Origin of the sequence: Aureimonas phyllosphaerae (assembly GCF_900113065.1) — a bacterium.
GTDB lineage: Bacteria > Pseudomonadota > Alphaproteobacteria > Rhizobiales > Rhizobiaceae > Aureimonas > Aureimonas phyllosphaerae.
In genome coordinates, this window is record NZ_FOOA01000018.1 from 26,358 (window position 1) to 48,397 (window position 22,040).

Annotated in this window: 21 protein-coding genes; 16 read left to right on the top strand and 5 right to left on the bottom strand. The window is 68.1% G+C overall.

Translation table 11 applies throughout. From position 1 onward, the window contains the following. Window positions 1–54 precede the first annotated feature (54 nt). Window positions 55–873, bottom strand: coding sequence for an ABC transporter permease (locus tag BM175_RS17705; protein ID WP_090965400.1), 819 nt, complete (start codon window positions 871–873; stop codon window positions 55–57). Continuing rightward, the gene (locus BM175_RS17710) at window positions 866–1,687 is read right to left on the bottom strand and encodes an ABC transporter ATP-binding protein (RefSeq protein WP_090965402.1); all 822 of its coding nucleotides are present in this window, start codon (window positions 1,685–1,687) and stop codon (window positions 866–868) included. The genes BM175_RS17705 and BM175_RS17710 overlap by 8 nt, the downstream gene beginning before the upstream one ends. 409 nt (window positions 1,688–2,096) lie before the next feature. Between BM175_RS17710 and BM175_RS17715 the strand changes: the two genes are divergently transcribed. The 9 genes from BM175_RS17715 (at window position 2,097) to BM175_RS17750 (ending at window position 10,819) form a co-directional block, all read left to right on the top strand. Next, the gene (locus tag BM175_RS17715) at window positions 2,097–3,176 is read left to right on the top strand and encodes an LLM class flavin-dependent oxidoreductase (protein WP_090965404.1); all 1,080 of its coding nucleotides are present in this window, start codon (window positions 2,097–2,099) and stop codon (window positions 3,174–3,176) included. 272 nt (window positions 3,177–3,448) lie between these two features. After that, window positions 3,449–3,634 (top strand): DUF3606 domain-containing protein, encoded by a 186-nt coding sequence (locus BM175_RS17720; RefSeq protein WP_090965406.1) that lies wholly within the window; start codon window positions 3,449–3,451, stop codon window positions 3,632–3,634. Between the two features lie 120 nt (window positions 3,635–3,754). Next, window positions 3,755–4,627, top strand: coding sequence for a non-homologous end joining protein Ku (ku, locus tag BM175_RS17725; RefSeq protein WP_090965408.1), 873 nt, complete (start codon window positions 3,755–3,757; stop codon window positions 4,625–4,627). Window positions 4,628–4,642: 15 nt separating this feature from the next. After that, window positions 4,643–7,171: a DNA ligase D gene (gene ligD, locus BM175_RS17730; RefSeq protein ID WP_090965410.1), complete on the top strand. Its 2,529-nt coding sequence runs from the start codon at window positions 4,643–4,645 to the stop codon at window positions 7,169–7,171. Window positions 7,172–7,407: 236 nt separating this feature from the next. Further along, window positions 7,408–7,530, top strand: a complete 123-nt coding sequence (locus BM175_RS23250) for a hypothetical protein (RefSeq protein ID WP_280141126.1) — start codon at window positions 7,408–7,410, stop codon at window positions 7,528–7,530. Next, on the top strand, window positions 7,527–9,014 hold the full coding sequence (locus BM175_RS17735; protein WP_090965412.1) for an FAD-binding oxidoreductase: 1,488 nt from the start codon (window positions 7,527–7,529) through the stop codon (window positions 9,012–9,014). The genes BM175_RS23250 and BM175_RS17735 overlap by 4 nt, the downstream gene beginning before the upstream one ends. Beyond that, window positions 9,011–9,424 (top strand): DUF4383 domain-containing protein, encoded by a 414-nt coding sequence (locus tag BM175_RS17740; protein WP_090965414.1) that lies wholly within the window; start codon window positions 9,011–9,013, stop codon window positions 9,422–9,424. The genes BM175_RS17735 and BM175_RS17740 overlap by 4 nt, the downstream gene beginning before the upstream one ends. Further along, window positions 9,421–10,488, top strand: coding sequence for a hypothetical protein (locus tag BM175_RS17745; protein ID WP_090965416.1), 1,068 nt, complete (start codon window positions 9,421–9,423; stop codon window positions 10,486–10,488). Before BM175_RS17740 ends, BM175_RS17745 begins: the two co-directional genes overlap by 4 nt. Next, window positions 10,472–10,819 carry a hypothetical protein gene (locus BM175_RS17750; RefSeq protein ID WP_090965418.1) on the top strand — a complete coding sequence of 116 codons (348 nt, stop codon included), beginning with the start codon at window positions 10,472–10,474 and terminating at the stop codon, window positions 10,817–10,819. The genes BM175_RS17745 and BM175_RS17750 overlap by 17 nt, the downstream gene beginning before the upstream one ends. A 198-nt stretch (window positions 10,820–11,017) precedes the next feature. On the opposite strand, the gene BM175_RS17755 is transcribed toward BM175_RS17750, so the two are convergent. Both BM175_RS17755 and BM175_RS17760 read right to left on the bottom strand, forming a co-directional pair. After that, window positions 11,018–13,114, bottom strand: coding sequence for a beta strand repeat-containing protein (locus BM175_RS17755; protein ID WP_090965420.1), 2,097 nt, complete (start codon window positions 13,112–13,114; stop codon window positions 11,018–11,020). Window positions 13,115–13,492: 378 nt separating this feature from the next. Continuing rightward, window positions 13,493–13,981: an RrF2 family transcriptional regulator gene (locus BM175_RS17760; RefSeq protein WP_090965422.1), complete on the bottom strand. Its 489-nt coding sequence runs from the start codon at window positions 13,979–13,981 to the stop codon at window positions 13,493–13,495. Window positions 13,982–14,110: 129 nt separating this feature from the next. On the opposite strand from BM175_RS17760, the gene BM175_RS17765 reads away from it, so the two are divergent. Next, window positions 14,111–15,028, top strand: a complete 918-nt coding sequence (locus BM175_RS17765) for an NAD(P)/FAD-dependent oxidoreductase (RefSeq protein ID WP_090965424.1) — start codon at window positions 14,111–14,113, stop codon at window positions 15,026–15,028. 405 nt (window positions 15,029–15,433) lie between these two features. Here the strand turns inward: BM175_RS17765 and BM175_RS17770 are convergent, their stop codons facing one another. Continuing rightward, a complete protein-coding gene (locus tag BM175_RS17770) occupies window positions 15,434–16,177 on the bottom strand; it encodes an SDR family NAD(P)-dependent oxidoreductase (protein WP_090965426.1) in 744 nt (247 codons plus the stop codon). Window positions 16,178–16,256: 79 nt separating this feature from the next. Between BM175_RS17770 and BM175_RS17775 the strand changes: the two genes are divergently transcribed. The 6 genes from BM175_RS17775 (at window position 16,257) to BM175_RS17795 (ending at window position 22,035) form a co-directional block, all read left to right on the top strand. Continuing rightward, window positions 16,257–16,808 (top strand): TetR/AcrR family transcriptional regulator, encoded by a 552-nt coding sequence (locus BM175_RS17775; protein ID WP_090965428.1) that lies wholly within the window; start codon window positions 16,257–16,259, stop codon window positions 16,806–16,808. A 218-nt stretch (window positions 16,809–17,026) separates the two neighbouring features. After that, a complete protein-coding gene (locus BM175_RS17780) occupies window positions 17,027–18,238 on the top strand; it encodes a multidrug effflux MFS transporter (RefSeq protein ID WP_090965430.1) in 1,212 nt (403 codons plus the stop codon). A 395-nt stretch (window positions 18,239–18,633) separates the two neighbouring features. Then, the gene (locus BM175_RS17785) at window positions 18,634–19,074 is read left to right on the top strand and encodes a MarR family winged helix-turn-helix transcriptional regulator (RefSeq protein ID WP_342029298.1); all 441 of its coding nucleotides are present in this window, start codon (window positions 18,634–18,636) and stop codon (window positions 19,072–19,074) included. Window positions 19,075–19,101: 27 nt separating this feature from the next. Then, a complete protein-coding gene (locus BM175_RS17790; RefSeq protein ID WP_090965434.1) occupies window positions 19,102–19,968 on the top strand; it encodes an SDR family oxidoreductase in 867 nt (288 codons plus the stop codon). Window positions 19,969–20,052: 84 nt separating this feature from the next. After that, a complete protein-coding gene (locus tag BM175_RS22800) occupies window positions 20,053–20,229 on the top strand; it encodes a hypothetical protein (protein ID WP_175526901.1) in 177 nt (58 codons plus the stop codon). 258 nt (window positions 20,230–20,487) lie between these two features. Continuing rightward, window positions 20,488–22,035, top strand: coding sequence for a gamma-glutamyltransferase family protein (locus tag BM175_RS17795; RefSeq protein ID WP_090965436.1), 1,548 nt, complete (start codon window positions 20,488–20,490; stop codon window positions 22,033–22,035). Window positions 22,036–22,040 lie beyond the last annotated feature (5 nt).

Here is a 22,040-nt window from a genome sequence, read left to right on the forward strand (position 1 = left end):
AGAAGGCCTTCTGCTGATGGGAGATGAGGAAGTGCGTCGGGAGAGGAGGCCGCGTCAGCGCTGCATGCCCCAACGGCGGACGGTGAGGGATTCCAGAAGGCGGAACACAACGCCTTCAACGAGGAGGCCGATGACGATCACCAGCACCAGTCCGGCGAAGACCTTGTCCGTGAAGAGCTCGTTGCGGTTGCGGAAGATGTACCAGCCAAGGCCGCCCTGTCCCGCCGAGACGCCGAACACGAGTTCCGCGGCGATCAGGGTCCGCCAAGCGAAGGCCCACCCGATCTTCAGCCCGTAGATGACGGACGGGAGCGCGGCAGGAACGAGAATGAGCGCGACATAGGCGGGACCTTTGAGGCCGTAGTTCCGCCCGACGAGGCGCTGCGTTTCCGGAACGCCGTCGAAGCCGCCGAGCGTCGCGAGCGAGAAGGGCCAGAGAACGGAATGGACGAGCACGAAGACGAGGCTCGCCTCGCCGAGGCCGAACCACAGCATCGCGAGGGGGAGGATCGCGATGGCGGGCAGCGGGTTGAACATGGAGATGAGCGTACGCAACGCCTCACGGGCGAAGCTGTTGGCGACCGCCAGCGAGACGAGAACGAGCGAAAACGCGACGGCGATCGCATAGCCCTTCATGAGCACGGTGAGCGACCGCCAGGACGAGGCGAGGAGCCCGTCCTCGAGAATGCCGGCAACAAGGGCCCGCATCGTGTCGGTGAAGCTCGGAAGAAGCATCGGCTTGCCGGTCCACAGCGCTGCCCCCTGCCAGAGCGCGGCGAGGAGCGCCAAGATCGCGAGCTTGCGCAGGAAGCTGGTGGACCCGTCCGACAGCCGTGGTCGCGGCAGGGTCGTCGTTGCGATTGCATCAGACATGGACCGGGCTCCGCTCGGGCCTCGCGCCGAAGAGGAGATGGTTCACCTCCCGCACGACGCTCTCGAACCGGGCCCCGCCGCTGTTGCCGAGGCCGAACTCGGACGTGTCGAACGAGGCGATCGTCCGGCCGGGGTGAGGGGACAGGAGATGCAGCTTCGTTCCGATGAGGATCGCCTCCTCGATCGAATGGGTCACGAACAGGAGTGTGAAGCGCTCCGCCTCGGCGAGGGCGAGGAGATCCTCCTGCAACTGCCGCCGGGTGAGCGCGTCGAGTGCTGCGAAGGGTTCGTCCATCAGGAGGACGTCGGCATTCGTGACGAGGGCCCGCGCGATGGCCGCGCGCTGCTTCATGCCGCCGGACAGGGTATGGGGGTAGGCATCGATCACCCGCTCCAGGCCGACCTTGCGCAGGGCTTCGGCCGCAAGCTCCCGGGCTTCGGCCTTCGGAACCCTTCCGCCCGCCCGCGCCGAGACGCGCAAGGGGAAGGCGACGTTCTCGCGCACCGTCTTCCAGGGAAGAAGCTGGTCGAACTCCTGGAAGACCACGATCCTGTCGGGTCCGGGACCCGACACCCGGCGCCCCTTCACCCGGATGTCTCCGGCAACGGGCTGGATGAAGCCTGCGACAGACTTCAGGATCGACGACTTGCCGCAGCCCGAGCGCCCGAGAAGAACGAGACGATCGCCCTCCGCTGCCGAGAAGCTCACGTCGTCGACGGCGCGGACGGTGCTCCCACCAACAGGAAAGTCGATCGTCAGTCCACGCGCCTCGAAGGATATGCCGACATCGACCGCATTGGGGCGAGCCAGCATCAGAACGGCAACCCGGTGGTCGTCGCGGGCACGGCACGTTTGAGATATCGGATCTTGGTGGGCGACATCAGGGGCGTCTCCATGCGGACCGGTCGGCGCCGCAAGCGCGACAGGAGGAGACTAGGACCCGCAGGAAGCGATCGCGAGAAAAAGACTACTCATTCTACCGCCAGAGTGGACAATATCTGACCTCGGTCTTCAAAGGCCGCCGGGCTATCGTTGGCGGACAAGGCGGCGCGGCCTCTCTCCCCTCGCGCAGCGTCCTGCTGCGAGAACGGGAGGTGACAAGCGGTCCGGCGTCGCTGGTCCGATGAGCGGGGCAGCGAAGTTGCCGGGTCGGCTCGGATCGTCGACCGCGTCGATCTCGCCGGATCGGACACGTCATGGGCGGCATGCCGGAAGGGCACGAATGGATTATCTCTGGTACATCCCCAACCAGTCCGTTGCCGGGCATCGCGGCGATACGGCCGAGCCCGGCCACAACAGCCTCGGGACCCTCGTTGCGCAGGCGGAAGCCATCGAGCGCCACGGCTGGAAGGGCGCGTTGCTCGGCGCTGGCTGGGGGCGGCCCGATACGTTCACGGTCGCCGCGGCGCTCGCCGCACGAACCACGAGCTTCGAGCCGCTGATCGCGATCCGGCCGGGCTTCTGGCCACCGGCCCTGGCGGCGTCCGCTCTGGCGACGCTCGACGACCTCACCGGCGGCCGGGTCCGGGTGAACATCGTGTCGGGCATCGACGATCCCGCCGCCTACGGCGACGGCGCCTTCGACAAGGCCGGGCGATACGAGCGGACGCGCGAGTTCATGCAGATCCTGCGCAGGCTCTGGACCGAGGACGACGTTCGTTTCGAAGGGAAGCATTACCAGCTTTCCGGATCGACGCTGCGGCCGCGTCCGCCGAGCCTTCCAGGACGCCCGCACCCGACCCTCTACTTCGGCGGCGCTTCGGACGCCGCGGAGCGCGTCGCCGCGGCGGAAGCCGACGTGCAGCTTTTCTGGGGCGAACCGCTCGCCGACATCGCCGAGCGCATCGCGCGGCTCAAGCGGCTTTCAGGCGAGGTCGGGCGCCGGCATGCGCCCCTGCGCTTCGGTCTGCGCATCACGACGCTCGTGCGCGAGACGAGCGCGCAAGCCTGGCGCGACGCCGAGGCCAAGGTCGCCCGGATGGCCGAGACGGCGGGCGCCGGATGGCACGATCACAAGGGCGAGGTCGCGGTCGGACAGCAGCGGCTTCTCGACCTCCAGGCGCGCGGCGACGTTCTCGACACCAACCTCTACACGGCGCCCGGTCGCTTCGGCGGCGGCGGGGCCGGCACGACCTGGCTCGTCGGCTCGGCCGAGGAGGTCGCAGCGTCGCTCCGGCGCTATCGCGACCTCGGCATTTCGACCTTCATCCTGTCCGACACGCCGTATCTGCGCGAGATCGAGCGGCAAGGGCGGACGCTGCTGCCGCTGCTGCGCGACGAGCCGGTGCCACCGACCCGCTGATGCCCTGACGGGGCGGCGTCGCGGATGGCTCCATCGCGCGCGCAAACTGACCTGTGGGCGAACCGTTTCGTTCGGACTGTCGGCACGCAGGACCGCCATGACCCGACCGGCCACGCCGTATGCTTCCGGTCTGGTGGATGCCCGGAGCCGTCAAAAGACTTCAGGCGCGACGGCGGCAACCCACGGTTGGGTGTCGCGTTGCTGGACCGACACCCGGGTGGCCCGGCCGCCGACGGTCTGCGCGTCCGAACCCGGAGGCAAGGGAGAGCACCATGCCGAACGAGCATACATCCCGTGGTCGCGCCCAGGACCGGGCTCGCGTCGCAGCCGGTCAGGATCACGAGGTCCGCTACGAGGCCGGCAAGGAGGGCGTTTCGAAGGCCGACGTCAAGGATGCGGTGAAGGCGGTCGGCAACAGCCGGCGCAAGGTCGAGGAACGGCTGGAAGACGGGTCCTGACCGGCCGCGCCGGAGGGCTCCTGACCTCGTTTCCCATGACCGGTTTCCGCCGGCCGCATTGCAGGAACGCGGCGGCCACGGCGCACGTTTGTCTGCCATTGTTCGGTTCGGAGTTCTCGCATGGCGCGGCGTCCCATCTGGAAGGGCCAGATCCGCCTGTCCCTCGTCTCCATCCCCGTCGAGATCTTTCCGGCGACCTCCTCGACCGGCACGGTGAGCTTCCACCAGATCGACCGCAAGAGCGGTCAGCGCATCCACTACGACAAGGTCGTCGAGGGGCATAAGCCGGTCTCGCCCGAGGACATCGTGCGCGGCTTCGAAGTGAAGAAGGACCAGTACGTCATCCTCACCGACGAGGAGCTCGACGCGGTGAAGCTGGAGACGAAGAAGACGCTGGAGCTTGTCCAGTTCGTCGAGGCGACGGAAATCCCGCCGCTCTACTTCGACAAACCGTATTACGTGGTGCCGCAGGACGAACTGGCCGAGGATGCCTTCCGTGTGCTGCGCGATGCCCTCAAGGAGGGCGGCAAGACCGGGCTCGGCCAGATGACGATGCGCGGCAAGGAATACCTCGCCGCCGTGCGTCCCTACGGGACGGGGCTGCTTCTCGAGACGCTTCATTACGCGGACGAGATCCGCAAGGCGGACGAGCTCTTCGAGGACATCGCCAAGGGCGAGACCGACGACGATCTCCTCGCGGTCGCGCAGGAGCTGATCGAGCGCAAGACCCATCCGTTCAAGGCCGGGGCCTTCAAGAACCACTATCTTGCGGCCGTGAAGGCGCTGGTCGAGGAGAAGCGCCGCAAGCATGGCGAGGTGGAGATCGAGGACGAGCCGGACGAGGCGCCCAAGGGCAACGCGAAGTCCAACGTCGTCGATCTCATGGCCAGCCTGAAGAAGAGTCTGGAAAGCAGCCGGGGCGAGGGCGGCACGGCACCCGCTCGCAAGTCGGCAGGCAAGGCGAAGCCCGCGCCCAAGCGCAAGCGAGCCTGAGGCTGGGTCGGCCCCGTGGCCTCGCGCGCCGACACGCTTCTGAAGCGCTACCGCGAGAAACGGGACTTCACGCGGACCGCCGAGCCCGAGGGCGGCAGCAACACGGGCGAGCGGCTCGCCTTCACGGTGCAGAAGCACGACGCGCGTCGCCTGCACTACGATTTCCGCATCGAATGGGAGGGCGTCCTCAAGAGCTGGGCGGTGACGCGCGGCCCGAGCCTCGACCCGGCCGACAAGCGGCTGGCGGTACGCGTCGAGGACCATCCGCTGGACTACGGTACGTTCGAGGGAACGATCCCCGCCGGCGAGTACGGTGGCGGCACGGTGATGCTCTGGGATCGGGGCTGGTGGGAGCCGGAAGGCGACCCCAGCGAAGGGTTGGAACGCGGCAATCTCAAGATGCGGCTCCACGGCGAGAAGATGCGTGGCCGCTGGGCGCTGGTGCGCATGAAAGGCAGGGACCGCGGCTCGCGCGAGAACTGGCTCCTCATCAAGGAACGCGACGAGGACGCTGCTCCCGGGGAGGACCTCCTCGCCCTCGACCGGAGCGTCAAGACGGGACGCAGCCTCGATGAGATCGCGAAGGGAAGTCCTGCAAGGAAGGCAGCGCGGCCGGCCGGGGAGGCGTCGGAGCCGGTGGCACGCCCGAAGGCGAGCCGACGCAAGGCGAAGGGGCGGCCGGCTGAGCTTCCCGCCTTCCGTCCCGTGCAACTGGCTCTCCTGACCGACGCCGCGCCCGAAGGCGACGACTGGCTGCACGAGGTGAAGTACGATGGCTACCGTGTCGAGATCGCGCTGGGTGGCGGCGCGGTGCGCTTCTCGACCCGCAACGAGCAGGACTGGACGACGCGCTTTGCAAGCCTGACGGACGCGGCGCTGGCGCTGCCCTGCCGGAGCGCGCTGATCGACGGCGAGGTCGTCGCCTTCGACGCCGACGGGCGCGCCGACTTCTCCACGCTCCAGAAGGCGCTCGGCGACAAATCCCCCCTGTCCTGTTTCTGTTTCGACCTTCTCGAACTCGACGGCAACGACCTGAGCGGCGCGCCGCTCGTCGAGCGCAAAGCGCTCCTGAAGGCGCTGCTCGAGGCGGGTGGGGACGGCGCGCTCCTCTACAGCGAGCACGTGCGCGGCAACGGCCCGTCCGTTTTCCGGGGCATCTGCGAAGCGGGACAGGAGGGCCTCGTCTCCAAACGTGCCGATGCGCCCTACGTGGGCTCACGCAACGGCGACTGGCTGAAGGTGAAATGCACGCGGCGGCAGGAGTTCGTGATCGGCGGCTGGTCGCCGTCGGCCAAGCCCGGGAGGCCCTTCTCCTCGATCCTCGTCGGGGTCATGGAGGAGGGGCGGCTCGTCTATCGCGGCCGCGTCGGATCGGGCTTCGACGCCGAGGCCCTCGAAGACCTCGCCGCCCGCTTCCGGGCGAGCGGGACGAAGGCATCGCCCTTCGCCGACCTGCCGCGACCCGTCGCGCGCAACGCGCGCTTCGTGCGGCCGAACCTCGTCGCCGAGGTGGACTTCGCAGAACTGACGGCCGACCGGCAGGTGCGCCACGGCGTGTTCAAGGGCTTGAGGGCGGACAAGCCGGTCGATGACGTCGTGGACGAGCGTGCCGAGAGGCCCGCGGCCCCACAGGCCGGATCGAAGGCCGCAAGTCTCGTCGTCTCGGGCGTGCGCATCTCGCATCCCGATCGCGTCGTCTATCGCGCAGGCGCCGTCACCAAGGGCGATCTGGCCCGCTACTACGAGCGCGTTGCCGGGCGCATGCTCGCTCATGCCGGCCACCGCCCGCTGAGCCTGAAGCGCTGTCCGTCGGGCATGGCGCGACCCTGCTTCTTCCAGAAGCACGTGGGCGAGGGCTTCCCTGCGGAGATGGGAACGGTCGATCTTCTGGAGCACGATGGCGAGCCGGCGCGCTACATGACGCTTCTCGATCCGTCGAGCCTTGCGGCGGCCGTGCAGATGGGGGCGCTGGAGTTCCACATCTGGGGTTCGCGCAACGAGGCTGTCGAGATCCCCGACCGCCTCGTGTTCGACCTCGATCCCGATCCGTCCGTCGGTTTCGCCGCGGTGCGGGATGCGGCCGAACTGGTGCGCGGCGCGCTGGAGGCGCTGGGCCTGAACGCGTTTGCGATGGTGACCGGTGGCAAGGGCATCCATGTGGTCGCGCCGCTGGCTCCGACGGCAGACTTCGAGGACGTCGCGCGTTTCGCCAAGGGGCTGGCCGGCCGTATCGCCGCGAGCGACCCGGATCATTTCGTCGCCACCATGTCGAAGGCGAAGCGACGCGGTCGCATCTTCATCGACTGGCTCCGCAACGAACGGGGGCAGACGGCGGTCGCCCCCTACTCGACACGGGCGAGGGACGGGGCTCCGGTTGCGACGCCCGTATCCTGGACGGAACTGGCAGATCTCCACGGCGCGAACGGCTTCGGGCCCGGCGACGTTCTCGATCGCCTCGCCGAGCCGGATCCGTGGGCCGGCTTCGAGAAAGCCCGCGCACCGATCGATCGGGCGATGATCGAAGCTGTCGAGCGCCGGGGCTGACGCTGTCCCGCTCGGCCCGCTCCCGGCCGATACAGTCTTTTGCCCCGCTCCTTCCGCCGGTCGGCCGGTCGTGCCGCCGCCCGCCGACCTGTTGCCTTGACAGGCAGCACCGCGTCGGTCGAGTTCACGGTCGCTGGTTCGACCTCGCATTGGGGGGCGGGGCGCTCGCCGGCATGCGGCATCGGTCTTGGGATCGCCGACGAGGGGCGGACCCCGAAGGACGGAAGAAGGAAGACATGGACAACGGCGTGGATGTGCGCGCGCTCGATGTCGCTCCGACCGCGCCCCACATGGGCGGCGAGGCCGGCGCAGGCAGGGCTGGAAACCTCGTCGGGGGCTCATCGTGGCGCGACCGTTGACGAAGTTGACGCGCCGGACGCTGCTGGTCGGCGGCGGCGCGCTTGTCGGGGGTGGGGCGGTCCTGGCTCTCGGAGCGGAGGCGCCGCAGGCCGGTCGCCTCGCGGCCGAGGCGGTTCTTGCTCCGGACAGGATGAACGACGCAAGCGGCCTCAGCCCGGTGACGGTCGCGCGGCATGTGACGATATCCGACACGGGCGACGAAGCGCTCGGCACCCTGCGGCGGGAACTCGCCGAGGCGCGCAGTGCGGGCCGTCCGTTCATCGCGAGCGCGGCGCGCCATTCCATGGGGGCGCACAGCCTTGCGTCCGCCGGCACGGTCGCGACTCTCGACCAGAAGGCGATCGAGATCGATGCCGGGCAGGGCCTCTACCGCGTGCCCGCCGGAGCCCGCTGGATCGATGTCATCCGTGCGCTCGACGCCGCCGGCTGGTCGCCGAGCGTCATGCAGTCCAACAACGATTTCGGCGTCGCGAGCACCTTCTGCGTGAACGCCCACGGCTGGCCGGTCGCCCACGGGCCGTTCGGCTCCACCGTACGCTCGCTGCGGCTCGTGACGGCGACGGGCGATGTCGTGGAGTGCTCGCGCGAACGGGAGCCCGAACTCTTTCGAGCGACGATGGGCGGCTACGGGCTGACGGGCGTGATCCTCGATCTCGACGTGGAGATGACGCGCAACGAACAACTGGAGCCGCGTTTCGAGCGGATGCCGGCGGCCGACTTCGGCACACGCTTCCCGGTGACGGCGAACGAGCCCTCGGTCCACATGGCCTATGGCCACCTGGACGTGACGCTCGGCTCCTTCTTCGAGGAAGCCCTGCTGGTTTCCTACCGTTCGGCCGCCGAGCAGGGCCTCATTCCCGAGGCGGTTGGCTCGGGTTTCCTCAGCCGCGCGTCGCGCATCGTCTTTCGCGAGCAGGTCGGCTCGGATGCGGTGAAGCGGCTGCGCTGGGGGATCGAGACACGGCTCGCGCCGCGCCTCTACGGCGCCGCGACGCGCAACAGCCTTCTCAACGAGCCGGTGGCGACCCTCGATGACCGCGATGCGTCGCGGACCGACATCCTACACGAGTACTTCGTCCCGCCGGACCGGTTCGCCGACTTCGTGGCCGCCTGCCGGGACGTGATCCCGTCGTCTTACCAGGAACTCCTGAACGTGACCCTGCGCTACGTCGCTGAGGACCCGGACAGCGTCCTGCGCTACGCGACAGGCCCGCGCATCGCGGCCGTCATGCTCTTCTCGCAGGAGATGAGCCGGCGCGCCGAAGAGGACATGCAGCGGATGACGCGGGAGCTGATCGAGCGCGTGCTGGCGTGCGGGGGCACCTACTACCTGCCATACCGCCCGCATGCGACGCTTTCGCAGTTTCGACGCGCCTATCCGGATCATGCCCGGTTCGCCGCCTTCAAGCGAAGCGTCGATCCCGGGCCGACGTTCCGCTCTCCCTTCTGGGACCAGTATCTCTCCGATGGAGCCGACGCGTGACGAAGCTTCGCCTGCTCTGCATCGCCTATGCGATCGTTCTTCTGGGCGCTGCCAGCCTCAACTACGTGCCCGGTCTGACCGACGCGGAGGGCCGCGCGTTCGGCATCTTCGCGCTCGATATCTATGACGACCTCCTCCACCTCGCCTCGGCCGTCTGGGCTCTGACCGCCGCCCTTCTGTCGCACCGTGCGGCACGCACGTTCCTGCTTCTGTTCGGTACGCTCTACCTGGCCGACGGACTGCTCGGGCTCGCCACGGGCTCGGGCTATCTCGATCTCGGCATCCTGAACTACGGGATCCAGGACCTGCCGCTCGGCTTCAAGGTACTGGCCAACCTGCCGCATATCGCCCTGGGGGGTATCGCTCTTGCCGCGGCGCTCCTCGACGGGCGCCGGACGCGTCTCGCGTGAGACGGCGCGCCAAGCTCGGCTGGGCGCTGGGCATCCTCTCGCTCGCCGCGATCGCTTGTGTGGCGGCGCCCATCGTTGCGATCGAGACCGCCTGCCGAGGTCCATCCGGCAACGACGCCTATCGACCGGTCATCACGGAGGCCGCCTGGCAGAGGCCGGAGTCCCGAACCTTCCTCACCTATCCCGAATGGCACATGGTCTACGCCTACGAGGATTTCGCGACGGTTCTGGAAACGGGAGACGAGCATGCGTTCGCCTTCTGGCGGAGCGTCGCCTCGTTCTGGACCTCCTATTGCGTCCTCAACCGCCAGGCGGACGCGCACGGCGGCGCCGACGGACCGACCCGGCAGATGATCTATACGATCGGCACGAGCTTCAACCTGGAGATGGCGGCCAAGGCGGCCTACGAAGAGACCATCGGCCGGTTGGCAGCCTGGCTTCGCGGGCCGGTGAAAACGCCGCAGGATCAGGTGGCGGCGACGATGGCGCGCGACTACGGCGCCTTCCTGCACCAGACGCCCTGGTACCGGTTTCCCTTCTCGGAATGGGCGCGGAGGCTTGCGGCAGCGCCGGGAGGCGGGTTTCGCTCCTGGGAGCGCGACCTCGCCCTTGGTGGCGAATGGCGGGTGAAGCAGGCCTATGCCGATCTGATCGCGCGCGCGGTGGCCGCCACGGGACCCGATGAACTGCGCATTCGCAGCGTCGTGCGCGATCTGGCTCCCGATCGGCTCGCCGCCATTCCGGGCATCGCCGTCGTGGCGGCGTTGCCGGACGGCGTTATCATCGAGAGCGACCGCTACGCCGCTTTCACGGCCCTCCTGCGGACGATCGCGACTGCCGGCGGATCGACGTTCGAGGTCGCCGGCAACGACGACATTATGGTGTCCGTCCGATCTGCGCCCGGCGCGAGCCTCCCGGGCGAGACGACAGCACTTCATACGTTCGATACGCCAGCGGACGGCGAAGTCCGCACGCTCGTCCTCACCAAGGTTTCCAACCTGTCGCCGCTTCTGCGCGGCGAGGGGGAGGGCGGCTATCGTGTCGAGCATGTCTTCGACTATTGAACGCCGCGGCCGCGCTGTCGCCCGGACGCTCGCGCTCGCCGGGTTCATCGCTGCGGGGTGGGTCGGCGCGAATGCCGCGATCCTCGCGGCGACGGAACGGGCCGAGGCCGTGCTCGTGATGTTTTCCCGTTCGCCGGAGGCGGTCCGGCTGCCGGAGAGCGTCGCCATCCTCGAGTGGGACGGTCACTTCGCCCGGTTCGTCGGCCGTCGGGAGGGCTATGTCGCCGACCTCTATCGGGCCGGTGCGCTGGCGGTCCTGCCTGCGCGGGGCGGCGGATGCCTTCGGATGGTTCGCCAGACCGGCGGCCAGCCCGGCGTGGCGAAGGGGTGAGGACGAAGTCGCCGATCCGCGCGACGCTTGCGACGCCACCCACGTGCCTGCAGTCGTGGACAGGGCGGTAGAAAAGGATCGCGCCGTTCGCCTGGACACCCCCCAGACGGGAGAGCCATCGGCGATGAGATCGCTCATGCCGATCAACACGCCGCCGGTTTGCGACCGACGGCGCCTGCATGTCGGCTGCAGCGTCGATCAGGCTGAAAGGATGAAGTCGTCGGTGCCGAGGAAGGCGAGCTTCGCGCCGATGAAGGCGATGTCTTCGGCAGCGCCCGCCCCGGTGCCGTCGGCATCGTAGGACAGGATGCCGGTCGCCTTGTTGTAGATCAGCTGCGCGGCGGTGCCGGTGGCCTTGCCGGTCTGCGACAGGACATCGACGAGGCCGTCGCCGTCCCGATCGAGATTGGCGAAGGTCGCCTGCGAGAGCTGGATCTTGTCGTCCTGGTCGAAGTCCCAGATCGAGTCGCGGTTCGCTGCACCCTTTCCGGTGAAGACGAACGTGTCCGCGCCGCCCTTGCCGTAGAGGCTGTCCCGGCCTGCGCCGCCGGCGATCGTGTTGCTCGCGGCATTGCCGGTGATGAGGTTGTTGAGGCCATTGCCGGTGGCGTTGAGGTTCGCGGTCCCCTGGAGGCGCAGGTTCTCGACGAAGGCGAGGTCGTCGCGGCGCAGATCGAGGTCGATTGACGACCAGACGGTGTCGGTACCCCCGGCCGCTGTCTCGCCTTCGGTAATAGTGCCGTCCACCCGGACCGTCTGGATCCTGTCACCGGCGTTGTCGAAGACGTATTGCGTGTCGCCGCGGCCGAGGCCGACGACGTAGGTGTCGGCCCCGCTGCCGCCATCGAGGAAGTCCGAGCCGTCGCCGCCGCTGCCGATGCGGTCGTCGCCGGCACCGCCCCGGATGACGTTGCGACCCGCATCGCCGATCAGCGTGTCGTTGCCGCTGCCGCCGATGATGTTCTCGAAGCCGGTGACGCCGCCGGTCCCGTCCGCCGTGCCCGTCGACAGGTCGACGTTCACGCTGCGGCCGTCCTGGAACACGCGATAGTCGAGCGTATCGATGCCATCGCCGCCCTGGCTGAGACCCTTGATCACCGAGTTGGCGCCGATGAAGAGCGTGTCGTTGCCGGTGCCGAAGGCGATGGCGATGCCGTTCCCGCCGGAGATCGTGCCGTTGTTGGTGATGGAGTCGCCGATCGCGCTGACGATGCGGATGCCGGTTCCCGTCTCGCCGGAAATGGTGCCGCTGTTGACGATCGTGGTCGCGAAGGGGGCGTTCCCTTGCGAGGAGTCGTCGATCAGGATGCCGAGGCCCCGGCCGCGAATGATCGCACCGGCCATGTTGATGATCGATCCGCCACCGGCCGCGATGCCCTCGGACGTGTTCGGCAGGCCGTCGGAGCCGTTGCCGCCGGCCCCGGTTCCCTCGATGACGCCGTAGTTCAGGATCCCGGCCCGGCCGTCGATGTCGATGCCGTCGCCGTCGCCGTCGAAGACGCCGTCCTGCGTGCCGCCGCCGGCGGGGCTGTTGATGTCGACGCCCGGCGTGAAGCCGCCCGAGATCAATCCACGATTGATCACGCTGGCCGCGCCATCGGAACCGACACCGGAACCGTTGCGACCGATCAGGACGCCGTTCGTTCCGTTTTCGACCGAAATGTCGGAGCCCTCGCCGGCGTTGATGCCATGGCGATCGCCGGAGATCGTGCCGGCGTTGATGACGGTGCCGCTCGTGCCGTCCTCGAACTGGACGCCGTCGGCCGAAGCGAAGGCTGTCGCGCTGCGGCCGCCGTCGATGAGACCGGAATTGGTGATGTCGCCGACGCCGCCGATGCGGATGCCGTCGTTCTCGTCGCTCGTGATGCGGCCGTTCGAACCGTTGTTCACCACCGTGGTGAAGCCGCCGGTCCCGCCGGCAAAGTCCACGGCCTGGCCGACCGTCGACTGGACGGTCCCCTGGTTGACGATCTCGACCACGCCGCCGGTGACGGCGCCTGCCTGGATCTGGATCGCATCGTCGGCCGAGCGGATGGTGCCGCCGTTGACGATCGTCGCGTTCAAGGTGACGCCGACGCTTGTCTCGAAGCGGATGGCGCGTCCGCTAGACTGCAGGTTCTCGATCAGCCCGTCATTGTCGATGAGGGCGCCGTTCGTCGGAGCGTTGAACCGCACGCTCTGGGCGTTGGAACCGACCGAAACGGCGCCGCCCGCCTCGACGTCGAGGCGATCGGAGCCGCTGATGTTGATGCGCGAGGAAACGGTCTGGCCCGCAAGGACGGTCGTGGTCGCCATGGTTCACCTCGGGTCCGCGCCGATTAATCGTTACGTTGCCCTTAAGGAAGGCACATGACAACCGCGTGACCGTTTCCTGCTGGATCGGCTACAGCTGCAATGCCATCGCGCCGACAACACAAGCCGATATGCCCGGTAGCGTCGCCCGCCACTCGCGAGCGAAAACCGGCCTCGCATGGGCAACGGATGGTGCTGCGAAGGCTCGGACGAGGCTGCTGCCAGGGTTTCCGCCCCTTTCAGGGCTCCGCGACGATGATCTTGGGTGGCACGGAGATCGATCTGCCGCAAAGTTTGCGCTGCCCTCGGCGGGCGGACGGCACCCCGCATTCTCTGAGGTCTTCAGGGTGATGAGCGCTCCGGCACACGCCATGCCGATCGCTACATCGTCCCGTTGCCGAGCTTGTGGGAAGGCCCGCCTCCTGAGCACCCCGAATCTCCGCCGCGGCTGGTGGTGTCGCGCTCGAAGTCCCTGGCGACGTCCTCGACGGTGACCTGCGAGAACTGTTCGAGCAGGCGGGCCTCGGCCTCGCGAAGGGAGGCGTCGAGCCGGGCGTCGACGGCTCTTTCGACCAAGCATTCGGATGGCTCCGCCCCGGAGCCGATGTTGAAGAGGGGCGGTGCACCGACGGCCTCGTAGACGTCGCGCAGCGTCACGTCCGCGAGCGGCCTGGCGAGTTGCCATCCGCCGCCGTGCCCCTTCTCGGACGAGACGATCCCGCGATCGCGCAAGCCGCCCATCATCCGGCGGACCACGACCGGATTGGTGGAGATCATCCTCGAGATCTCGTCCGAAGTCGCAAGCGGCACGTGGCGATCGAGGTGGATGAGCACGTGCAGGATGCGGGACATGCGCAGGTCGCGTGGCATTGGGGAACCCTTCCTGTCTGCGCGGACGTTGTAGCCGAGATCACGCAACATGCAAAGTGTCATGTCTTGCGTCGAGGCTGTCCGTCATGTAACTCGTCGAGTGTCGTAACGGATCGAAAGGATCGTCCCATGGACCATGACGTCGTCGTCATCGGAGGCAGCTTCGCGGGGCTGTCGGCCGCCATGCAACTGGCAAGGGCGCGACGCACCGTGCTCGTCCTCGACACGAACGCGCCGCGCAACCGCTTCGCCGCGACCTCGCACGGCTTCCCGGGGCAGGACGGACGGGGCCCCGCCGAGATCGGCGCGGCCCTCCGCGCCGAACTTGCAGCCTATCCGACGGTGGCCTTCGCCAGCGAAGGCGCCGTCGAGGCGCGTCGAGAGGGCGACGGGTTCGCGGTCTCGCTGGCCGCCGGGAGCGAAATCACCGCGCGCCGGCTCATCCTTACCTACGGCGTCCGCGACACCCTGCCGGACCTGCCCGGCCTTGCCGAGCGCTGGGGTACGAGCGTCCTGCACTGCCCATACTGCCACGGCTACGAACTCGACCGGCAGCCTGTTGGGGTCCTGGCGCGCAACGAGATGGCCTTCCATCCGGCGATGCTGCTTCCGGACTGGGGACCGACGACGCTGTTCACGCAAGGGGCGTTCGTGCCGATTGGAGATCAGCAGCGGGCGCTCGACGCCCGAGGCGTTAGGGTCGAGAGGACGCCTGTCACAGCGCTCCTCGGTCCTTCCCCGGTGCTCGAGGCGGTGCAGCTTGCCGACGGTCGGACGATCCCGGTCGCGGGCCTGTTCGTCGCCCCCCTGACGCGTCCGTCCAGCGATCTCGCCAATCGGCTCGGCTGCGCGACAAGGGACGGGCCAACGGGACCCTACCTCGAGGTCGATGCCATGCAGGCAACGACGGTCCCGGGCGTCTTCGCCGCCGGCGACCTCGCCAGTCCCATGCCGAACGCCACCCTTGCCGCAGCGGCCGGTTTGATGGCCGGCACAGCCGCGCACCGTTCGCTGGTGTTTGATCCTGACCTCGCGCTGGCCGCCTGAAGGGAGCGGGCGGAGGGCATGGCGGTCTCGGCGGGCCGCACGGCCCTCGGCTTTCCAAATGCGATCAGCGTCGCGGCGAGGCGGCTTGCGATCGGCGGCACACTCGAATTGTCGGCTTCCAGCTTTTGGGTGAGCGGCGAATGCTTCCGGGCATCCGTGTGTCGAAGCGGCTGCCCGGCCGTCGTGCACCGGACCGGTCGTGCGGCCACGGAGGCAGTGTTGCTGGGCGGGGTGATCGGGCTTGCGGCCTTCGGCTTGTCCGCTCTTCCGCATCGTTGTCGCGCGGACGGATAGGACGGCATCGGTGCTGTCCTATCCGTCCGCCTTCGGCCGCCTTCCCGTCGAGAGCCTGCATTGCCGACCAACCGGCATCTCATGTCATTCAGCGTGCAGTCCGGCGCCCGATCAGACCGCCGCGACCCCGCCGTCGACGAAGAGCTCGTGGCCCGCGACGAAGCTGCTCTCGCTCGACGCGAGGTACAGCACGGCAGCCGCGACCTCCTCGAGGTGACCCAGGCGTCCGAGCGGAACCCCACGCACCACTTCGTCCTGGATCCCCGGCGCTGAGTCGAGGAAGCTGCGCAGCAAGCGGGTCTCGGTCGCGCCGGGAGAGACGACGTTCACGCGGATGCCGCGGTCCTTGAGATCAATGGTCCAGCTTCGCGCGAAGGAGCGGACCGCGGCCTTGCTGGCGTTGTAGAGCGACTGTCCGGGATAGGCCTTCGATCCCGCGATCGAGCCGTTGAGGACGATGGAGCCCCCTTGTTCCATCAGCGGCAGCGCCTTCTGCACCGTGAAGAGCAGGCCCTTCACGTTGAGGCCGAAGGTCGCGTCGAAGTGCGTTTCCTCGATCGCCTCGAGCGGGACGGGTTGGTGCATCCCGGCATTGGCGAAGACGACGTCGACCCTGCCGTGGTCACGCCCGACGCGCTCGTAGAGCGACGCAAGGTCGGCAAGGCTCGTGACGTCGCCCCGCACGCCGACCGCGCCGTGACCAATCCGGACGACCGCCTCGTCGAGCAGGTCCTGCCGCCGTCCGGTGATGTAGACGCGGGCGCCTTCCTGCGCGAAGCGCTGCGCGGACGCCAACCCGATCCCGTCGCTTCCGCCGGTGACCACCACGACCTTGTCTTCGAACCGCTTTGCCATCATATCATCCGAGCAAGTGGAGAATGTCTCCACATAGGATATGGAGACACTCTCCACTTTGCAAGCCGGGGAAGGAAGCATGAGCGAAGGTGGGCTGCGCGCCGATGCGGAACGGAACCGCCAACGTATCCTCGTCGCGGCGGAGGAGCTTTTCCTGGAACGGGGGGCGAGCGTGTCGCTGGACGAGGTGGCCAAGCGAGCCAAGGTCGGGGCCGGCACGCTCTACCGCCGGTTCCCGACGCGGGAGGCGCTTCTCGCCGCCACCAGCAACGAACGCTTCACGGCGGTCGCGCAAGCGAGTCGCGCGCGGGATGCGGATCACGAGCCCGAAGACGCGCTCCGTCGTTTCCTCGCAGAACTCGCGCTGAACACGAGCGTCTACCAGAGCCTTGCCGCTTCGCTCGGGACCGTCATCCAGCACGGGACGCCCGGCTGCAACGCGATCACCGAGGAAGGGCATCGGCTTCTCGGACGCGCCAAGGAGGCCGGGGTCGTGCGCGAGGATGCCAGCTTCGACGACGTCATCTGCGTCGTGAGCGCCATCTCCATCGCGGTCGAGCGGGACAGCACACCGGCACCGCGGGTCGACCATCTGGTGGATTTACTCTTCACCGGCATGCGCGTGCGCTGACCGACCCGGCGAACAGTGCGGTTTGCAGCGGAAGAGAATGTGGCCTCCATCGCAGGTCGCGGCGCCCGCGCCTCGGCAGTCCATCCGCTATCGACCCGTCCGGATCCTGTCCGCCGGGGTCGACACGAGCCAGAAGCAGACACCTCCCTCGCAGCTTTCCGATCCGGAGCCGGGACGGTAGACGGTAAACAGCTCTTCCAGCCGAGGATCATGGCTGCATGTCACCCATCGTCCCGCATGAGCGGATCGTCCTTTACGCCTCGCTCACGGCGCTGACCGCCATCAGTATCGATGCGCTTCTGCCGGGGCTTCGCGATATTGCTGGCGAGCTTGGCGCGGCGCCACCTTTGTCCACGCAACAGGTCGTCACGCTGTTCATCTTCGGCATGGTGTTCGGCGAACTGCTCCTCGGACCCATCTCGGATGCGATCGGTCGCAAGCGGGCTCTGGTGGCCGGGCTTGGCGTCTACGCGGTCGGGACGCTGGTTGCCCTGTTCGCGTCCTCGCTGGAAGGCGTGATCCTCGGGCGCATCCTGCAAGGCATCGGCGTGGCGGGTCCGAAGATCGCGACCCGCGCCATGATCCGGGATCAGTTCGAGGGCGAGGCCATGGCGCGTGTCATGTCCTTCCTGTTCTCGCTCTTCATTCTCGTCCCCATGGTCGCGCCTGCCCTTGGTCAGGGCGTGATCGCGCTTGCCGGATGGCGAGGCATGTTCGCGCTCTATTTCATGCTGGCCCTCGGGTTGGGAGCCTGGCTCGTGCTGCGCCAACCCGAAACGCTGCCGCCCGAACGACGCATTTCGCTGCGCCCCCGCACCCTCGTTCGCAACGGCGCCCGCATTCTCGCCAACCGGCGTGTCGCGCTTCTGATCGTGGCGACCGGCTTCGTGTTCGGTGCGCAGCTTCTGTATCTCAGTATCGCCGCCGACCTCTTCGCCGACGTCTACGGCATCAGCGAGACCTTTCCGGTCTACTTCGCCCTCCTGGCAGGCGGGATCGGACTCGCCTCGTACCTCAACGGCCGCCTCGTCGGGCGTTTCGGGATGGACGCCATGGCGCGCGGCGGCTTTCTCGGCCTGACGCTTGCCGGGCTGATGATGCTCGCCGCCTCGATCGGTTTCGATGGCCGACCGCCGCTCGCATTGTTTCTCGGGTCCGGCTTCGCGGCCTTCTTCGCGATCGGCGTCCTGTTCGGCAACCTCAACGCCATGGCGATGCGCGCGCTGGGCGAGTTGGCAGGGCTGGGCGCCTCGCTGATCGCGTCGGGATCGAGCCTGGTCGCGACGCTGTTCGCGATGGGGCTCGGCGCCCTCTACGACGGCACGGTGCTGGTTCTTGCGGGAGGCATCGTCCTGGCGGGAATCGCCTCGCTTCTGCTCAGCGAGTTGTCGGCCCGTGGAAGCGATGGCACCGTCGCCGCGATCCGGTGAACGGTCGCTTCGGTGCGTGTCGGGCGGCTCGGCGCCCCAATCCGCCCGACACGACGTGGTTACGCTTTTGCACCGTCCAAACCCCTGCCGACAAAGACTGGTCCGCGCGGGCGCGGTCGACGTGCCTTCGGGCTCTGCGAACCGTCGGATCCGAAGCTGTGTCGGCTCGAGCCCTGCGGCACCCGTGCGGACCTCAATGACACTCCACGCAGCGCACGCGCCGCGATCTCGCAGGCGAACCTAACCGGCCGAGTTCAGTCTTGCGCCGGCCCGTCGCAGTCGGGAAACCTGCCCGGCGCGTCTGCACACATTGGAACCATCGCGCAACGACCGCATTCTTGACAACGTATTGTCAATTTGGAAGTCTGCTGCGAATGGGCGACCTCGATCCGGACGTGCGCGAACTCGCGCTGGCGATCTTCGAGGCCAATGGTCGTCTGGTGAGTGCGGGTAACGATCTCGTCGCTCACCTGGGGCTCACCAGTGCCTGGTGGCAGGTTCTGGCGGCCCTTCGCTACTCGCCCGTTCCGCTCGCCGTCGCCTCGATCGCGCGCAACATGGGACTGACGCGGCAGGCGGTCCAACGCATCGTCGACCTCCTCGCCGAGCGGGGTTTGGTCGCGTTCAGACCGAACCCGCACCATCGCCGGGCGAAGCTTGCCATCCTGACCCCCGCGGGAGCCGACGCGCTCCTCGGGGCTGAGCGAGCGGTTGCATCGCTCGACCAGGCCATCGTCGATGAGATCGGCGCGGCGCGCATCCGCGAAGCGACAGCGACCATCCAGGCGATGGTGCGCGTCATTTCGGATCGGCTGGACGGCCCGGACGACCACTGAACCCACAACCCAGAAGGACCGACCGACATGATCCTGGTATCTGGCGCGACCGGCGGTATCGGCGGCGAGGTCTGTCGCCTGCTCGAGGCGTCCGGAACGCCGTTCCGCGCGATGGCCCGCAAGCCCGAACAGGTGGAGACCCTCAGGCGGGGCGGCATGGATGCCGTCCTCGGTGACTTCGACAGGCCGGATACGCTCGCGGCCGCGTTGCGGGACTGCGACGTCATGTTCCTCGTCACGCCGCCGACACCGGACCAGTTCGCACAGGAAACGGCGGCCATCGACGCCGCCAAGCGCGCGGGTGTGGGCCGGATCGTGAAGATCTCGGCCTCCGACGGCAACGTGCGCTCTCCCGTGCCGTGGGCACGAACGCATGCCCTCATCGATCATCACCTGCGCTCGGCCGGCATCGGCTGGACGCTCCTCAAGCCCACCGCCTTCATGCAGAACTTCCTATGGTTCAAGGACCCGGTCTCCAGGGGCTTTCTGCCGCAGGTGACGGGGACGGGCTCGGTCTCATGGGTCGATACGCGTGACGTGGCCCGTGTCGCCGCGACGGTTCTTTCCCAGGATGGCCATGAAGGGGCGACCTATTTCCTGACGGGGCCGGAGACCTTGGACATGAAAGGAGCGGCCAGGCACATATCGGAGGTCGTGGAGCACAGGGTCCGCTACCTGAACCTGCCGAAGCCCCTGTTCCGCGCGCTGCTTCGGCTCACGGGCAACTCCCGCTGGATGACCAAGGGTCTGGTCGTGCAGTTTGCGGATGTCGTCGCCGGTCATCACGACATCGACCCGACCTTCGAGATCGAGCGCCTGACGGGCGATCGAGCGCGCAGCTTCGCGGATTTCGTCCGCGATCATCGCGAGGAGTTCGCGAAGGCGAACTCATGACGGATCAAGTCGACGCCTTCGAGCTTCGACAACGCTGACCTCCTCGCGGGCATAACGGGTCTCGTCGGCGGCCAGGCACGTCGTTTGTCGCCCCCCGACGCCCGCGTCGCCCAAGTCGTCGCCCTGACCCGCCGACCGACCGAGCCACACCGGGAGCCGCGCAACGTCGGGGTCGATCCTGCGGACCTTCCGGCCGAGACCTGCTGGTGGAACGTCCACGGTGTCATCGGCACGCTCGGCTTACAGGCCAACGGGCTGTAACCTGCGCTCGGTGCAAGCGACGAGGCGCCCATCCCCGCACGTTTCGAAACGATATGGCACCGAGAGTGCACAGCACCGATCAGCTTATATCGGGTGGTCGGACCGCGACGATCGGGTAGAAGATCGAACCCGGTTTACTGCACGCGTCCCGGACATCGCGAAAGGAGGCGGCATGAGCGACCCATCGCGCGCTAGGTGGACTACATGATCGCGAACCTTTCCATCGCCCCGGTGCCAGCACCCCGCCCATCCAGGGCGATGGTGACGACACCGCATCGACTGGCCAGCGAAGCCGGCCGGCGAGTTCTGGCCAGGGGCGGCAACGCCATCGAAGCCGCCGTCGCGGCGAGCGCGGCGCTCGCTGTCGCCTATCCGCATTTCTGCGGGCTCGGCGGCGACGGCGTCTGGATGCTGGCCGACCGTACGGGTCACTCGGTGTGCCTCCTCGGTATCGGTCAGGCTGCGCAAGAGCTCCCCGATGCCGACCCGATCCCGACGCGCGGCCCCCTGTCGGCGCTGACAAGCGCCGGCCTCGTCGACTCCTGGGGCGCAGCGCTGGACTGGTCGCGCCGGTCTTGGGGCGGGTCTGAGGGGCTCGACGGGCTCGTGGCGGATGCGATCGAACTGGCCGACGGCGGCTTCCCGATGTCCGACTCGCAGCGGTTCTGGATCGACTTCCGCGCATCCGAAAGAAGCGGCTGGCCACGCTTCGACGCGTTGTTCTCCATCGGCGAAGCTTCGAGCCCGTTTCGCCAGCCAGGCATTGCCGCAACCCTTCGCGCCGTGGCTCTCGGTGGGGCGCGGGAGTTCTACGAGGGGGAACTCGGTGCGCGCATCGCCCGAGGCCTCGAGGACGCCGGCTCCCCGCTTCGAGCCACGGATCTGGCGGCGACGCGGACGCGCGAGGCGCCGCCGCTTCGGATGGCGTATCGTGGCTTCGAACTTCTGGCGCCCCCGCCTCCCACGCAGGGCGCGACGACGCTCGCGATCATGGGCATCCTCGGCCGGCTGCCGTCGTTGGCCGGTGTCGACGACCGCAGCGCGGATTTTCTGCACTTGGTCGTCGAGGCGGTGAAGCAGTCCTTTCTCGACCGTGGCGCGATCGCAGATCCGGACTTTGCCGCCGTGCCGCTGGAGCGCATGCTGGACCCGGAGCGTCTCGGTGCGAAGGCGGCCGCCATCGATGCGGGACGGGCGCTCCCCTGGCCGCATGTCGTTCGCACCGGCGACACCGCCTTCATCGGGGTCGTGGACGGCGAAGGGCGCTCGGTCGCACTCCTTCAGAGCCTTTACTACGACTGGGGAAGCGGCGTCGTCGTCGGCGATACTGGGATCCTCTGGCAGAACCGCGGTGCCGCCTTCGATCGCAGTGCCACCGGTCCCAACCGGCTGCAACCGGCCAAACGTCCATTCTATACGCTGAACCCCGGCATCGCCTTGAGAGCCGGCGCGCCGGCGCTTGTCTACGGAACGCAGGGTGCGGACGGCCAACCCCAGACGCTCGCCCTCCTGCTGGCGCGGCTGATCGATTGCGGCCTCGATCCGAAAGCCGCGCTCACGGCGCCCCGTTTCCTGCTCGGGCGCACCTTTTCCGACGCGCGCGACGCACTGAAGCTGGAAGCTTCCGTCGGCGAGACGACCTTCGCAGATCTTCGGCGGCGCGGCCATGAGGTTTCCGCATTGGACGTTCTCAGTCCTCTGGCGGGGCAGGCCGGCGTCATCGCGGTGGACGACGCAGGCAACGTGACCGGGGCGCACGATCCGCGCAGCGACGGCTGCGCGCTGGGTCTGGCCAGGGAGACTTGAGCCGG

Excerpts from the sequence above, each read along its gene's own strand:
- BM175_RS17760 (WP_090965422.1), bottom strand. The coding sequence starts at position 13,981 with ATGCCACGCGACCTGCGCATGTCCCGCATCCTGCACGTGCTCATCCAC.
- BM175_RS17790 (WP_090965434.1), top strand. The coding sequence starts at position 19,102 with ATGATCCTGGTATCTGGCGCGACCGGCGGTATCGGCGGCGAGGTCTGT.
- BM175_RS17775 (WP_090965428.1), top strand. The coding sequence starts at position 16,257 with ATGAGCGAAGGTGGGCTGCGCGCCGATGCGGAACGGAACCGCCAACGT.
- BM175_RS17705 (WP_090965400.1), bottom strand. The coding sequence starts at position 873 with ATGTCTGATGCAATCGCAACGACGACCCTGCCGCGACCACGGCTGTCG.
- ku (WP_090965408.1), top strand. The coding sequence starts at position 3,755 with ATGGCGCGGCGTCCCATCTGGAAGGGCCAGATCCGCCTGTCCCTCGTC.
- BM175_RS17795 (WP_090965436.1), top strand. The coding sequence starts at position 20,488 with ATGGTGACGACACCGCATCGACTGGCCAGCGAAGCCGGCCGGCGAGTT.
- BM175_RS17750 (WP_090965418.1), top strand. The coding sequence starts at position 10,472 with ATGTCTTCGACTATTGAACGCCGCGGCCGCGCTGTCGCCCGGACGCTC.
- BM175_RS17765 (WP_090965424.1), top strand. The coding sequence starts at position 14,111 with ATGGACCATGACGTCGTCGTCATCGGAGGCAGCTTCGCGGGGCTGTCG.
- BM175_RS17755 (WP_090965420.1), bottom strand. The coding sequence starts at position 13,114 with ATGGCGACCACGACCGTCCTTGCGGGCCAGACCGTTTCCTCGCGCATC.
- BM175_RS17715 (WP_090965404.1), top strand. The coding sequence starts at position 2,097 with ATGGATTATCTCTGGTACATCCCCAACCAGTCCGTTGCCGGGCATCGC.
- BM175_RS17720 (WP_090965406.1), top strand. The coding sequence starts at position 3,449 with ATGCCGAACGAGCATACATCCCGTGGTCGCGCCCAGGACCGGGCTCGC.
- BM175_RS17710 (WP_090965402.1), bottom strand. The coding sequence starts at position 1,687 with ATGCTGGCTCGCCCCAATGCGGTCGATGTCGGCATATCCTTCGAGGCG.
- BM175_RS17770 (WP_090965426.1), bottom strand. The coding sequence starts at position 16,177 with ATGGCAAAGCGGTTCGAAGACAAGGTCGTGGTGGTCACCGGCGGAAGC.
- BM175_RS23250 (WP_280141126.1), top strand. The coding sequence starts at position 7,408 with ATGGACAACGGCGTGGATGTGCGCGCGCTCGATGTCGCTCCGACCGCG.
- BM175_RS17780 (WP_090965430.1), top strand. The coding sequence starts at position 17,027 with ATGTCACCCATCGTCCCGCATGAGCGGATCGTCCTTTACGCCTCGCTC.